This window comes from Paenibacillus sp. FSL W8-0426, from assembly GCF_037969725.1.
Lineage (GTDB): Bacteria > Bacillota > Bacilli > Paenibacillales > Paenibacillaceae > Paenibacillus > Paenibacillus hubeiensis.
In genome coordinates, this window is record NZ_CP150203.1 from 1,775,707 (window position 1) to 1,788,827 (window position 13,121).

General features: G+C 54.9%; 16 protein-coding genes. 14 read left to right on the forward strand and 2 right to left on the reverse strand.

The window, feature by feature from the left end:
* The first annotated feature begins 34 nt into the window (after window positions 1–34).
* The 12 genes from MKY59_RS08145 (at window position 35) to MKY59_RS08200 (ending at window position 9,869) form a co-directional block, all read left to right on the forward strand.
* Window positions 35–1,036 (forward strand): beta-ketoacyl-ACP synthase III, encoded by a 1,002-nt coding sequence (locus MKY59_RS08145; RefSeq protein ID WP_339277037.1) that lies wholly within the window; start codon window positions 35–37, stop codon window positions 1,034–1,036.
* Entirely contained in the window at window positions 1,026–2,315 is a 1,290-nt protein-coding gene (locus MKY59_RS08150; protein ID WP_339277038.1) for an ATP-grasp domain-containing protein, read from the forward strand. Before MKY59_RS08145 ends, MKY59_RS08150 begins: the two co-directional genes overlap by 11 nt.
* Before the next feature lie 2 nt (window positions 2,316–2,317).
* Complete coding sequence (locus MKY59_RS08155) at window positions 2,318–3,319, forward strand: SDR family NAD(P)-dependent oxidoreductase (protein WP_339277040.1); 1,002 nt, start codon at window positions 2,318–2,320, stop codon at window positions 3,317–3,319.
* Entirely contained in the window at window positions 3,313–4,176 is an 864-nt protein-coding gene (locus MKY59_RS08160; protein ID WP_339277042.1) for an MBL fold metallo-hydrolase, read from the forward strand. The genes MKY59_RS08155 and MKY59_RS08160 overlap by 7 nt, the downstream gene beginning before the upstream one ends.
* Complete coding sequence (locus tag MKY59_RS08165) at window positions 4,173–5,486, forward strand: F390 synthetase-related protein (RefSeq protein ID WP_339277043.1); 1,314 nt, start codon at window positions 4,173–4,175, stop codon at window positions 5,484–5,486. Before MKY59_RS08160 ends, MKY59_RS08165 begins: the two co-directional genes overlap by 4 nt.
* 40 nt (window positions 5,487–5,526) lie before the next feature.
* Window positions 5,527–6,411, forward strand: a complete 885-nt coding sequence (locus tag MKY59_RS08170) for an SDR family oxidoreductase (RefSeq protein ID WP_236416038.1) — start codon at window positions 5,527–5,529, stop codon at window positions 6,409–6,411.
* Between the two features lie 144 nt (window positions 6,412–6,555).
* Window positions 6,556–7,098 carry a GNAT family N-acetyltransferase gene (locus tag MKY59_RS08175; protein WP_339277045.1) on the forward strand — a complete coding sequence of 181 codons (543 nt, stop codon included), beginning with the start codon at window positions 6,556–6,558 and terminating at the stop codon, window positions 7,096–7,098.
* A 24-nt stretch (window positions 7,099–7,122) separates the two neighbouring features.
* On the forward strand, window positions 7,123–7,494 hold the full coding sequence (locus MKY59_RS08180; RefSeq protein WP_339277047.1) for a hypothetical protein: 372 nt from the start codon (window positions 7,123–7,125) through the stop codon (window positions 7,492–7,494).
* Window positions 7,495–7,515: 21 nt separating this feature from the next.
* Entirely contained in the window at window positions 7,516–8,028 is a 513-nt protein-coding gene (locus tag MKY59_RS08185) for a GNAT family N-acetyltransferase (protein WP_339277048.1), read from the forward strand.
* A complete protein-coding gene (locus tag MKY59_RS08190) occupies window positions 8,025–8,426 on the forward strand; it encodes a hypothetical protein (protein WP_339277049.1) in 402 nt (133 codons plus the stop codon). The genes MKY59_RS08185 and MKY59_RS08190 overlap by 4 nt, the downstream gene beginning before the upstream one ends.
* Before the next feature lie 80 nt (window positions 8,427–8,506).
* Window positions 8,507–9,283, forward strand: coding sequence for a glutamate racemase (gene murI, locus MKY59_RS08195; RefSeq protein WP_339277051.1), 777 nt, complete (start codon window positions 8,507–8,509; stop codon window positions 9,281–9,283).
* Window positions 9,284–9,320: 37 nt separating this feature from the next.
* A complete protein-coding gene (locus MKY59_RS08200) occupies window positions 9,321–9,869 on the forward strand; it encodes a histidine phosphatase family protein (RefSeq protein ID WP_339277052.1) in 549 nt (182 codons plus the stop codon).
* Between the two features lie 80 nt (window positions 9,870–9,949).
* Here the strand turns inward: MKY59_RS08200 and MKY59_RS08205 are convergent, their stop codons facing one another.
* Window positions 9,950–10,312: a DUF423 domain-containing protein gene (locus MKY59_RS08205; protein WP_236416023.1), complete on the reverse strand. Its 363-nt coding sequence runs from the start codon at window positions 10,310–10,312 to the stop codon at window positions 9,950–9,952.
* Window positions 10,313–10,372: 60 nt separating this feature from the next.
* On the reverse strand, window positions 10,373–11,302 hold the full coding sequence (gene coaA, locus MKY59_RS08210) for a type I pantothenate kinase (protein ID WP_236416020.1): 930 nt from the start codon (window positions 11,300–11,302) through the stop codon (window positions 10,373–10,375).
* 197 nt (window positions 11,303–11,499) lie between these two features.
* Between coaA and MKY59_RS08215 the strand changes: the two genes are divergently transcribed.
* Window positions 11,500–12,285: a DUF3891 family protein gene (locus tag MKY59_RS08215; RefSeq protein WP_236416018.1), complete on the forward strand. Its 786-nt coding sequence runs from the start codon at window positions 11,500–11,502 to the stop codon at window positions 12,283–12,285.
* A 114-nt stretch (window positions 12,286–12,399) separates the two neighbouring features.
* The gene (locus MKY59_RS08220) at window positions 12,400–12,888 is read left to right on the forward strand and encodes an 8-oxo-dGTP diphosphatase (RefSeq protein ID WP_236416016.1); all 489 of its coding nucleotides are present in this window, start codon (window positions 12,400–12,402) and stop codon (window positions 12,886–12,888) included.
* Window positions 12,889–13,121: the final 233 nt, after the last annotated feature.

Below are 13,121 nucleotides of genomic sequence, written 5' to 3' on the forward strand. Positions count from 1 at the left end.
TTTTCCGTTACATAAATAGAAAGAGGTTGGGCCATTGCAGCTTAGAAGAGTGAAGATCGTTGGAACCGGAAAGTATCTTCCGGTACGGAAAGTAACGGATGAGGAACTGGATGCTCGCCTGCAGGTGCCTGCAGGCTGGGTTGGCAAAGCGACGGGTGTGGGCGTGCGTCACTATGCCGAAGGAAAGGAAACGTCGTCGTACATGGGAGCAAGGGCGGCGGAGGCGGCACTGGCGGATGCCGGGTTGCAATTCACCGATGTGGACTGCCTCGTGTGTACGAGCGGCACGAAGGAGCAGCCTCTGCCAAGCACGGCTGCGTTCATCCAGCAGGCCATGGGAGAGCAGGATTCGGGCATCCCGGCCTTTGACATGGACGCGACTTGCCTGAGCTTCCTGAACGGTCTGGACGTGATCTCTTATATGGTAGATGCGGGCCGTTACCACCGGGTGCTGCTGGTTGCCTCGGAGATTGCTTCGCCGGGACTAAACTGGGCAGACAAAGAAAGCGCCGCGCTTTTCGGGGACGGGGCAGCGGCTGTTATTATTGAGCGGGCTGCCGACAACGAGAGTTCCCGGATCGTGCATGCCTCGATGAAAACGTACAGCCGGGGAGCGCGCTACTCGGAGATTGCCGGTGGAGGAACAAGGCTTCATGCGGCCCATTACGATGCTTCCGCACCGGAGCCGTATTTGTTTCATATGGATGGGCAGGCGATTTTTCGTATGGCGTCAAGGCTGCTCCCGGGATTTATGGATGACTTGCTTGCGGCTTCCGCAACGCGGATGGAGGATTTCAAACTGGTCATTCCCCATCAGGGAAGCGCGATGGCGATGAGGCTGCTTCGCAAAAAACTGGGCATTCCGGCGGAACGGTTCATGGACATCACGCGCAATCATGGCAATACGATTGCCGCGTCCATTCCGATGGGGCTGCATGAAGCCATTCGCCAGCAGCGCATTCAACGGGGCGACAGGGTGCTGATGGTGGGCACGGCTGCGGGATTGTCTCTGGGGGGACTCATTTTTGACTATTGACATTGCCGTGCAAGGCCATATGCGCTCTACTCCCCTTCGCGTGTTATTGACGGGCGGGCGTGCGCCGGTGACGCTTGATTTGGCGCGCATGCTTAAGCGGACAGGCCATAAGGTATATGTTGCCGAGAGCATGAAACACCATCTATGCAGTGCGTCTTCCGCGGTAGACCGGTGTTTTGCGGTACCGCCGCCACGCCAAGAGCGGGCCGCGTATTTGGAGGCCTTGGAGAGCTTGGTAAAGTTTCATCAGATCGATGTGCTGATCCCGATGTGCGAGGAGATTTTCCACGTGGCCCGGGGGGCGGAGCGGCTGCGCGAGCACTGCCGTGTTTTGGCTCCGGCCATGGAACAGCTGCATAGGATGCATCATAAACATGAGTTTATTTTGCTTGCCCGCTCGCTGGGTCTTCCGGTTCCCGAAACTCGCCTGATCGAGAGTCGTCGGCAGTGGATCAAGGAAGACGCTGACTTGCAGGCAAAGGGGCACTGGGTATGGAAACCGGTGTATTCCCGCTTTGCTTCCAAAGTGCGGCTGCCGAAAATGCGCAGCGGCGGGAATCGGCGTGGGGCATGGAGCATGCCATTGCACGATCTTTCCCAAACCCGGCACTCATACCGGAATGAACCGCCTGAAGGCGATCGTTTGTCCCCGGCTTCTCCTTGGGTCGCACAGTCTTATATTGAAGGCCGGGGAGTGTGCACCTACAGCATTGCGCATGAAGGCTTGGTGGTGGCGCATGCCGCTTACGAGAATCGTTTCCGGACAGGCCGGGCAGGAGCCAGCGTGCATTTTGAGCATCTGGAACATGAGCAGGCACTGCGTTGGGTCAGGCGTTTTGTCGAGGGGACGAATTATAGCGGCCAGATCAGCTTCGATTTCATGGAAACGCCGGATGGCCAAGTGTTTGCCATAGAGTGCAATCCCCGCGCCACGAGCGGCATTCATCTGTTTGGTTCGGGGGAAGAGCTGGTCAGCGCCTTGTTGGCTCCTGAACGTCTGGCGAGCGAAGGGCGCATGGCTGTTCCAGGACCTGATGCCAAGGCCATGCTGCTGCTGCCGATGCTGGGCGTCGGGCTGAAATATGCGTGCACGCCGTCCCGATTGCGGAAATGGGCGCATGCCTGGAAGGGCGCTCGCGATGTCGTATATGCTCGCGGGGATGGAAGACCCTGGCTGCAGCAGCCGCGCATCGTGCTGGACGCATGGCGGCTTGCACGGAACCATCGGGTTTCTCTGACGGAAGCCCTGACTCATGACATAGAATGGAATGGTGAATAGCAATGAACAGAGCATTGGTAACGGGGGCCACCGGCTGCCTCGGCCGCAACCTGGCCGTCAGGCTGGCTTCGGAAGGCTGGGAGGTTACCGCCATGGGGCGCGATTCCGGCTTGGGCCAGTCGCTTCAATCGGAAGCGGAGGGCATTCGGTTTGTGCGCGGCGACCTTCGGGACAAACACGCTGTCGAACAGGCATGCCAAGGACAGGATGCGGTGTTCCACTGCGCGGCGTTATCGTCGCCATGGGGAGCGTATCGCGAATTTTACGGCAGCAACGTGGAAGGCACGCAAAATGTAGCCGATGCGTGCCTGCGATCAGGCGTGCAGCGATTGATTCATGTATCCACGCCAAGCGTGTACTTTGGGTACGTTTCCAGGCATATGATTCATGAGGATGATCCCTTGCCGCCGAGACCGGCGAATCATTATGCGGCGACGAAACGTTTGGCCGAACAGGCTGTGCTTCAGGCCCACGCCGAAGGAATGCCTTCCATTATCATTCGTCCGAGAGCCATCTTCGGCCCCCATGACCGGACGCTGTTCCCGCGGATCGTGGCGGCGAATGCCAAATCGGGCGTGCCGATGATCGACGGCGGACAGGCAGAGATCGATCTGACGTGCGTCGATAACGTCGTGGACGCGTTGCTGCTTTGCTGGAAGGCCGACGAACAAGCGCTCGGCAGGGCGTACAACATATCCAACGGCGATCCAAGGCCGTTCAAGGACGTCGTTGCCGACCTTTTCTCGATGCTCGAACTGCCTTTGCGCACGCGCCGCATATCGCTTCGGACGGCGTACGGAGCCGCGGCGGTGCTCGAAGGGGTGCATCGCCTGCTGCCTTTTCTCGGGGAGCCGATGCTTACCCGCTATACGGTCGGCTCGTTAGCCGTCACGCAGACTTTGGACATTAACGACGCGAAGCAGAAGCTCGGGTATGCGCCGCGATTGTCCGTGGACGAAGGCTTGCGGAAATTCGCGGATTGGTGGAGGGCTGCTGCATGCTGACATCGACCGCCGTTGAACTGCACCTTGGCGCTGCGGGGTACTGCACGCATCCCGAATTCCTGACACTGCGCGGCGGAAGCCTGCGCCCCGTTTCGTTTCCGGCCGGTTTCGCCTGCATCGTGCATCCGGTGCATGGACCCATGCTGCTGGATACGGGTTATAGCTCGCGTTTCTTCCGGGAAACGAATCGTCTGCCCAATGCGCTGTACCGTTATATTACGCCCGTCGTCTACAATGAAGGGGACGGTGCCGTTCGGTTTTTGGCGCGGATCGGCCTGCAGCCGGAAGACATTCGCTATATCATTCTCTCGCATTTCCACGGGGATCACATTGCGGGCGTGCGGGATTTTCCGCAGGCAAAAATGATCTATTTGCCGCAGGCCTACGATGCCGTTCGTTCATTGGGCCCGATCGCTGCCGTGCGGGCAGGTTTCCTGTCCGGATTGCTGCCGGAAGATTTTGAGGCCAGATCTCTTCCCGTGACAGGAAAGGCGAAGCGAGTGGAAAGCCTTCCGGCAGATTTTCCATTTCCGGAGGTCTACGATCTGTTTGGGGATGGCAGCATATTGGGCGTTGATGTTTCCGGACATGCCGCAGGCATGATGGGACTGCTGCTCAGCACGGGCAGGCACGATTATTTCCTGTGCGCCGACGCTGTCTGGTCCAGCAGGGCCTTTCGCGAACAACGCAGGCCGCATGCGTTTGCCGGCCTCATCATGTCGGACCGTGGGGAGTATCGGCGCAACTTTGACCGGTTGATCGCGATGCATCAACGATTCCCTCACATTCGAATCGTGCCCAGCCATTGCCGCGAAGCGCTGCAAGCCTGGGGAACGGCCGAGGGGGCGACCCGATGAGCACGTTTCGCATACTGCGCCACTACGCATTGACTCGGGGGCTCCGAACTTGGAGAACGCGCCAGGCGCTTGAGCGCTGGCAGGAGCGGCAGATTGTTCGCCACGTCGATCGCATCCGCGAAAGCTCTCCCTTTTACCGGGAATGGTGGGCAGGGATTGCGTCGTCTGACTGGAGAAATTTCCCGCTGATCGACAAAACGCTGATGATGCAGCATTTCGATCGGCTCAACACGGTCGGCATATCGAAAGACGAAGCGATGGCCCTCGCCGGAGAGGGGGAGGAAACGCGCAATTTCAAACCATCGCTGCAGGGCATGACGGTAGGACTGTCTTCGGGAACGTCCGGCAACCGCGGATTGTTTCTGGTGAGCGAGCGCGAGCAGGATGCCTGGACGGGTACGGTGCTGGCCAAGCTGCTGCCGGGCGGGCTGTGGCGGAAGGCGCGGATCGCGTTTTTTCTGCGGGCGAGCAGCAATTTATACGAATCGGTCCAGCGCGGTCGGCTTCAGTTTCAATATTTCGACCTGTTGGAGCCCGTTCATGAACTGATTGGGCGGTTGGAAGCGTATCGGGCCACGGTGTGGGTTGCGCCTCCATCCATGCTGCGCATGTTGGGCGAGGCCTATGCGAAAGGTACCTTGACCGTCAGACCGGACAAAATCATCTCGGTAGCCGAGGTGCTTGACCCGCTGGACCGCAGCGTGCTGGAGCAGACGTTCGGCCAGACGATCCATCAGGCGTATCAGTGCACCGAAGGTTTCCTGGGGGCGTCCTGCCGCATGGGCATGCTGCATCTCAATGAGGACGTCGTGCATATCGAAAAGGAATACATCGATCCGTCCACGCGGCGCTTCGTGCCGATCGTTACGGATTTTTCCCGCACTTCTCAGCCCATTGTGCGTTACAGGCTGAACGACATTCTGACCGAGGCGGAAGGGCGCTGCGCCTGCGGTTCACCGTTTACCGCCATCGAGCGGATCGAAGGACGCTGCGATGATATGCTTTCTTTTTTGCATCGCGTGACCGGAGAGCCTGTGCCCGTATTTCCTGATTTTGTTGCTCGGGCGGTCATCGCCGCTTCTCCCGCCATTTTGCATTACCGGGTGGTGCAGCGCGTCGGTGGGGAACTGGAAGTCTCCATACGGCACGTCGGGGCGGAAACAACGGAACAGATCGAGACCAAGGTGTCGGCAGAGCTTTGTGCATTGGCTGAACGTTTGGAATGCGACTTGCCCGACATCAGGCATGTTCCGTATACATTCGAACCCGGCGTGACCAAGCTGCGCAGGGTGGAGAGAGAGCGGGCATGACGATCCGCCAAGAGGAAGGAAATTCGTTGAAACGGGAAGGATGATCGGGGTGACGGAACGAAAGAGGGGGCAAGATGAACCTGTTGCGTTGATTACGGGCACGTCGAGCGGTTTCGGCATGCTTACTGCAGTGACGCTGGCCAAACAGGGATACCGGGTCGCAGCAACGATGCGTGATCTCGGGCGCAAGGAGGAACTGGCAAAACGCGCCGAAGAAGCGGGCGTCCTGGATCGGCTGCATTTTATGCGATTGGACGTCACGGATACCGAATCCATCCGGGAGGCGGTTGCTGAAGCGTTGCGGATTCGCGGGCGGATTGATGTGCTGGTGAACAATGCGGGTTTTGCCGTGGGCGGTTTCATTGAGGAGCTGACGATGGAGGATTGGAGAGGCCAGATGGAGACGAATTTGTTCGGTCTGATCGGGGTGACTCGCGAGGTGCTCCCGGGCATGCGGGTCCGCAAAGATGGACTGATCATCAACCTTTCCAGCGTCAGCGGATTGTCCGGTTTTCCGGGGTATGGGCCATATGCGGCTTCCAAATTTGCCGTGGAAGGTTTCACGGAGAGCCTGCGTCATGAGATGCGGCCCTGGGGCGTCAAAGTGGTGCTCGTAGAACCGGGTGCTTATCGTACGCCCATCTGGGGCAAAGGGCTGGGTAATATCAGAAACCGCGAGGATTCTCCATACAAGGAGCAGTTGGACGCGGTGCTGAATTATTCCCGCCGGGCTTCGCAGACCGCCCCAAACCCGCAGGATGTCGCGGATCAGATCGCCCGTATCGTGCGTATGCGTTCTCCGCGCCTCCGTTATGCGTTGGGCAAAGATTCGGGCATGCTTATTTTCGCAAAATCATTTTTGCCTTGGAAATGGCTGGAATGGATCATCGCCCGTGGATTGGAACAGTCGGCGAAACGAAAGTAATGGGATGGCCGTTCAGGTTACAGGTTACGTTTCAATACATGTCGGAGGTGCGCGTTCACGAAAATGCTTTTGTGTTTTTTACGGGTTTGGCAGACGTGAAGAGACAGATCGATTATCCTTACGAGGTGAATGGAGTGGCGGAGCATGAATGAACGAGTGGACTCATCGAAAATCATTTTTCGCGGCATTCTGCCGGATGAGGCAGAAGCATATTGGCCGTTGCGGCTGGAAGCGTTGAAAAACCATCCCGAGTCGTTCGGCGCTTCCTATGAAATGTCTGTACCGATTCCGTTGGAAGAGGTTCGGGAACGCATTCATACCGATCCCGACGATTATATTTTGGGAGCCTACACGGAAGAAGGCATGCTTGCAGGCATGATGGGCTTCAAAAGGGAGCAGGGAATCAAGTTGAAACACAAAGCATTCATTTGGGGAGTTTATGTGTCGCCGCCGTTTCGCGGCCAAGGCATAGCTTCGGGTTTGCTGAAAGAGGTATTGGAGCGCGGCAGAAGGCTGGACGGGCTGCAGCAGATCAACCTGAGCGTGGTTGACTCGAATGAATCCGCCAAACGATTGTATGAGCAGCACGGGTTCGAGGTATACGGCATTGAAAAAAACGCGCTTGTCGTTCAGGGCCATGGATATGATGAAGCCCATATGACGTACTTCTACGTTAAAAGTTCTTAACGAGAAACAGGAGGGGGCAGTTGCATGTGCAGATATGCGATGAATGGACCTTACAAGGAAGTATTTGCCTGTTTCGCGTGCCGCAAATCGTTCAAACAAACTTCCAAATATGATCTGGAACCCGGGGTTTATGAGACGTTGGAACCTGTTTGTCCCCAGTGCGGCATGCCGATGCACAGCATGGGTCAGGATTTCAGGGCGCCCAAACAAAAGGACGTGAAGCAATGGGCAAAGGTGATCAATTTGTATGAGCACGGCTTCACGTATCATAACTGTGGTTGTGGGGCGGGATACCGTCCTGCAGAACCCCGGGAGCTGCCGGCTTTTTTGGAAGAGCATGCATCCAGAAAACGAAGTGACGGCGAAAGACTCTTGCAGCGTTTGTTGAACGGATGACGTTCAGGGAAAGACCCGCGAATGGAGGACGGACATACGATGATCCGCATGTATGAACAAAAGGACCTGCAACATGTCATTGCAGCACATATTCGTATTTATCGCGAGGAGTATAATTATGATGAAGGGTTCGCCGCCTTTGTGAAGAATGCAGTGCAGCAGTTCGGGCACGCTGGAGATCATGAGCATGAAATGATGTGGGTCGTGGAATTGGATGGCCGGCATGCAGGATCAATCGGGCTGGTCAGAGCGGACGAGCATACGGCGCAGCTTCGCTGGTTCCTGCTCGAACCGGGGGCACGGGGACAAGGCTGGGGGCGCAAACTGCTGGAGCAGGCCATTCGTTTCGCAGAGGAGCGGAGTTATGGCCGAATCGTGTTATGGACCAATGAAGCGTTAACCGACGCTCGCCGGTTGTACAGTTCCTTCGGTTTTGAGATCGTAGAGCGACAGACGCAGCATTTGTCCGGCCAAAACGTAAATGAAGAGAAATGGGCTTTACGTTTGAACCGGAAACGGGAGGGAGCAATGTGACTAACCATCGGATGTGGAAGAAGGCGATTTTTGCGGCAGCGGGCGGAGGTTTGCTCCTGGCCATGTTGTGGGATGTCTCCGTTCAGGTAAACGAAGGGATTGCCGTATTGCGAATCGAGCAGAGCTTGCAGCAAATCACCAGCTCCTCGGCCGGCATGGTGCATAGCAACCCTCACGCGTATATTTCCTCCAGCGCGGATGCTTATAACCAGTTGTTGGATTTGGATACGACCGGATTGCGGGTTCTGCTGCAGCGGTTGGAAACGAGTCCGGACAATGGCCTGCGGGAGTGGATCATGGCGGAAGCCGGCTCTAGCCTGCTGGGAGAAGCTAACCCGGTAGAAACATGGGAGAGTGGCAAAGACTGGCTCAGACAGTATAAAATGAAGGCAGAGTAAACATTCCTCACCTCCAGTCATCATGAACAGGAATCACGACATTCCTGAAAGTCGAAACCATACGTAATGAGGTGAAACCTTTGAATAGTAAAATTGCATTTTTTGATTCCGGCATCGGCGGCCTGACGGTGCTGCATGAGGCTCTGAAACGACTTCCGCAGGAACAGTTTCTGTATTATGCGGATACGCTTCATGTTCCTTATGGTACGAAGCCGGCCGACGCGGTGCGCGGACATATTTTTGATTGTGTGGAAGCCATTATGCAGGAGCAGGTCAAGGCGCTTGTCATTGCCTGCAATACGGCGACAAGCCTTGCGGTCAGAGATCTGCGGAGCCGACTGGACATACCGGTAATCGGCATGGAGCCGGCGGTCAAACCCGCTGTGGAAATGAATCGAAAGAACGGCAAACGTGTACTGGTGTTTGCTACTCCGCTAACCTTGAGCCAAAGCAAATACAATGCGCTGGTGTCCCGGGTGGACGATCACTACAGCGTGGACTCGGTCCCGCTGCCCGAACTTGTCGAGTGGTGCGAACAGCTCGATTTTGATCCCGACAAAATCGCCGGTTATTTCCGTCAAAAGCTGGAGGGCCTTGACATGAAGCAATACGGAACGGTGGTGCTTGGTTGTACTCACTATCCGTACTACACGAACATTCTCGAATCCGTTTTGCCGGACCATGTGCAAGTCATTGACGGAAGCCAGGGCACCGTCAAACGGCTGAAGCAGCTGTTGGGCGTTTCCGACCAGTCAGGCAAATGGGATGAAAGTCAAATTTCTTTCCTGAGCTCGTCGGGTCGGGAAGAGGATCGTGAAAAAATGAAACGTGCGCTCGCCTATTTGGAAAGCTGCTAAAGGTGCATCAGAGCTACAGAATGCAGGAGGGGTGGCCGTGCAGTCCATTTATCTCATTCGACATGCCCAGGCTTCGGGCCAGGAGCCGGATGCCGAGCTTACGGATCTTGGTTTGGTCCAGGCTGAACGTTTGGCGGAGCTGCTGGCCGACTCCGCGATCAAATATATCGTTTCCAGTCCATGGAAACGGGCGATTCATACCGCTGTCCCGCTTGCTCGGACGGTGATGCGGCATATACATACCGACGAACGTCTTCAAGAGCGGGTGTTGAGTACTCGGCATCTGGACAACTGGATGGACGTCCTTGCGCATACATATTTGGATGAGGATTGGGCAGAAGAAGGCGGGGAGTCATCCCGAATCGCAACGAGCAGGGGAATGGAAGTGCTGAAGGAGTTGTGGGGCAGATCCGAACAACGCGCAGCAGTGATCACCCATGGAAACCTGCTGTCCTTGTTGATCCGGACGTACGATCCGAGCTTTGGCTTTGAGCAATGGAAGATGCTTTCGAATCCGGATGTATTCGTGCTGGAGAGACAAGGGAATGGGGACGTTCCCATGCTCCGCCGATGCTGGAACGGCTAAAAGCAGCAAAAGAGTGCTCAAGCGATAAGGATATCGACTGGAACACTCTTTTTGTTCTATAAACAGACTCTTAAACGGAATTACAGGACGGCAATCAACAGGATGACCCATCCCGCGAGAAAAGCAACGCCGCCAAGCGGCGTAATCGCGCCGAGTTTGCGAACTCCGGTGATGCTTAGCGCGTACAGGCTGCCCGAAAACAGGATAATGCCCGCAAACAACAACCAACCGGCGACGGAAACAAGATGGCTTTGTTCCAACCGATCGGCTAGTAATCCGATCAGGATCAGGCCAAGACCGTGAACCAAATGATACAATACACCCGTCTCGTAAATTTTGATCATATCGACGGACAATCTGCGTTTAAGAGCATGTGCCCCGAAAGCTCCCAGGGCAACGGCCAAAAACATCATGATGCTTCCTAGCGCGATCAATGTTTGCATGCGACTCGTCTCCTTTAGAATCATTTCTCGATTTCAGCAAGTGCAATAATATCCTGTTGCTTACAGCTTGCGCAGGCGGATGCGCTGAATGGAATGGTCGGCTTCCTTTTTCAGGATCAGGCGAGCCCGCCCTTTGGTTGGCAAAATGTTCTCATGCAGGTTTTTGGCGTTGATGTCCTGCCAGATTTGGCTGGCGGTGCGCACGGTTTCCTCTTCGTCGATGTTGGCAAATCGGTTGTGGAAAAAGGACCCTTTGTCCTGAAAAGCCGTAGCGCGCAGCAGCTTGAACCGTTCGATGTACCAGTGCCGAATGTGTTCTTCTTCTGCATCGATATAGATGGAGAAATCGAAAAAATCGCTGACCAGCAAAGGCGTCTCCTTTTTCACCTGAAGTACGTTAATGCCTTCCAGAATAAGGATGTCCGGTTGGGAGATGACCTTTTCTTCACCCGGAATGACGTCATAGGCCAAATGGGAGTAAACAGGAGCTTTGATCTCGGGCTTGCCTGATTTCACGTCTCCCATGAATTGAATCAGCGCTTTGATATCATAGCTTTCAGGAAAGCCTTTGCGATTCATGATGCCTTTCTCTTCGAGCACGGCATTAGGGTAAAGGAACCCGTCGGTGGTGACCAGGTCAACCCGCGGTTTGCTTTTGCCTCTGGCCAGCAAGGTCTGAAGCAGGCGCGCGGTTGTGCTTTTGCCCACGGCAACGCTTCCTCCGATTCCGATAATATAAGGTACGGGTACCGCTTCCTTTTTCATGAAAGAGGCCGTCAATCGATTGAGCTCGCGCGAAACTCTGGCGTATAGGTCAATAAAGTGGGTAAGAGGTAGATAGATGTCTTCCACTTCCTGAATGGATACTTCCTCGTTAAGACTTTTCAGCTGCTTGAGTTCAGCCTCCGTCAATGTAAGCGTGGCCTGCTGCTCTTTCAGTCCGGCCCATTCCTTGCGGTCAAACTCGATGTACGGTGAATATGGATTCATGAGATCCCGCTTTCTATATGTAATATAGTCTGTGACACAGTCTTTAGTGTACCAAATTTCAGGGAACTGACAACATCTTGACATGTACCATTTTGTTGCAGGGTGACGAAAGTCGCTGGTTAGCAGCTTGTCCATGAAGGCAGTTCCCTTGATTCAACACGCAAAAATATATATACCATGCGGAAGGGTGACGGCAAATGATCGTATACGAGAGAGAGCATGATTTTGTTTTGACCACGCAGCATGAACATGGACTGGCAGCAGGTGAGCTCGCGGCACATTGGAAAACGGAACTGCTGCCGGAGGGAACCCAGCGGGATGAACTCCTTCTGGCGACTAAAGAGCATGATCGAGGGTGGATTGAGCTTGATGCCGCTCCTTTCTGGAACGATTACAGCCAGTCGCCGTATTCATTTCGGGATTTTCCGCTGCGCCCGCGATTTGTCTTTTATCGAAAGGGAGTCGAAGAAGTCTGCCAAAAGAGCCCGTATGCCGGCCTGCTCTGCAGCAAGATGTACACGGATCTGTTCCAGAAAACGTTGGGGGCCAGTCCGCAAGACGATGAAAACATCCGGAATTATCTTGAAACGGAGCGAGAGTACCAGCTTGCGTTGGAAATGCGGTTGGGCGGGGGAGAAGAGATGCAGCGGAGGGTCGAACGGGATGTGGGGATTATGCTGTTCTGCGACCAGCTAAGCCTGTTTCTGTGCATGGAAGAGCCGGGAACGCCCGCGGCGCGTTACGAATTTTTCTCGAAGGGGCTGACATGTTCGTTCGATGCTTGCGCAGGGCAAGTGATTCAGGCGGAATGGTTGTCCGGTGAAAAGGTGGGATTGTCTTATTTTCCGTTTGCGGAGGATTTTATCGTTACTTTGCCTTACAAATCCGTGCCGAAGGCGAGCATTCGCAAATTCGGCCTGCTGCAGGCGTATGGGCGTGCGGAGTGGAAGGAACGCAGGGTGCGGATTACGTCAATGACGTGACGGCCTGAGCTAAGTCGGCGGACTGCGAGCTGTCAGGTGCGGTCCGCTTTTGTAATTTTTGAATATTCAGTCATCGATCGTTTGAGGATCAAGGCGTCAGGTAGGAGGACTAGCATGAGAGTGGAAATTTATACGATGTGCATGGTATGGGATAAAGCAGCCGGAAGGGTGCTGTTAATGAACCGGCCGGACCGGAAAGGTTTTCCGGGGTACATTGCGCCAGGGGGAAAGGTGGACTTTCCGGAGAGCATTGTGGACGGTGCCGTGCGGGAGGTCAGGGAAGAGACAGGGCTTCAGGTGAAGGAGATCACGTATAAAGGGTTGGACGAATTTTGCGATCCTCTGCAGGAACTTCGCTATATGGTATTTAATTATGTAGCGACATCGTTCGAAGGGGAACTTCTGCCGGACCCGCCTGAAGGCGAGCTGTTGTGGGTAGCGAAAGAACAGGCGCTTGAACTGCCGATGCAGGATTGGTTCGCCGAACGGTTTCCGCGATTTTTCGAAGAAGGCACGTTCGAGCGGAGTGTCATTTGGGAAAAGTCGACGCAGCGTACGTTAAAGGAAACGTTTATGACATTTAACGATGCCGTCATGAAGTAAAGGATGCTTGGTTTGCTATAGACCCATATTATCCTTTCTGTATATTCATATCCATATATTGTGATATAATGAAGATTGGCTTTGCTGAAAGAAGGAGGAAATCTATGGGGATTACATATCAATCCGATGTAGAGGGAATCAAGCATGATCAAGTTGCGGAAGGCTATTTTATGAACGAAAAGGAATGCGCAAGGCTTCGGGCATGATGATCCGACATTATGCCAATCAAGCAG

What these genes read in the sequence shown, in the direction of transcription:
- MKY59_RS08155 (WP_339277040.1), top strand. Translation starts at nt 2,318, where the DNA reads ATGAACAGAGCATTGGTAACGGGGGCCACCGGCTGCCTCGGCCGCAAC.
- MKY59_RS08160 (WP_339277042.1), top strand. Translation starts at nt 3,313, where the DNA reads ATGCTGACATCGACCGCCGTTGAACTGCACCTTGGCGCTGCGGGGTAC.
- MKY59_RS08165 (WP_339277043.1), top strand. Translation starts at nt 4,173, where the DNA reads ATGAGCACGTTTCGCATACTGCGCCACTACGCATTGACTCGGGGGCTC.
- MKY59_RS08170 (WP_236416038.1), top strand. Translation starts at nt 5,527, where the DNA reads ATGATCGGGGTGACGGAACGAAAGAGGGGGCAAGATGAACCTGTTGCG.
- MKY59_RS08175 (WP_339277045.1), top strand. Translation starts at nt 6,556, where the DNA reads ATGAATGAACGAGTGGACTCATCGAAAATCATTTTTCGCGGCATTCTG.
- MKY59_RS08180 (WP_339277047.1), top strand. Translation starts at nt 7,123, where the DNA reads ATGTGCAGATATGCGATGAATGGACCTTACAAGGAAGTATTTGCCTGT.
- MKY59_RS08185 (WP_339277048.1), top strand. Translation starts at nt 7,516, where the DNA reads ATGGAGGACGGACATACGATGATCCGCATGTATGAACAAAAGGACCTG.
- MKY59_RS08205 (WP_236416023.1), bottom strand. Translation starts at nt 10,312, where the DNA reads ATGCAAACATTGATCGCGCTAGGAAGCATCATGATGTTTTTGGCCGTT.
- coaA (WP_236416020.1), bottom strand. Translation starts at nt 11,302, where the DNA reads ATGAATCCATATTCACCGTACATCGAGTTTGACCGCAAGGAATGGGCC.
- MKY59_RS08215 (WP_236416018.1), top strand. Translation starts at nt 11,500, where the DNA reads ATGATCGTATACGAGAGAGAGCATGATTTTGTTTTGACCACGCAGCAT.
- MKY59_RS08220 (WP_236416016.1), top strand. Translation starts at nt 12,400, where the DNA reads ATGAGAGTGGAAATTTATACGATGTGCATGGTATGGGATAAAGCAGCC.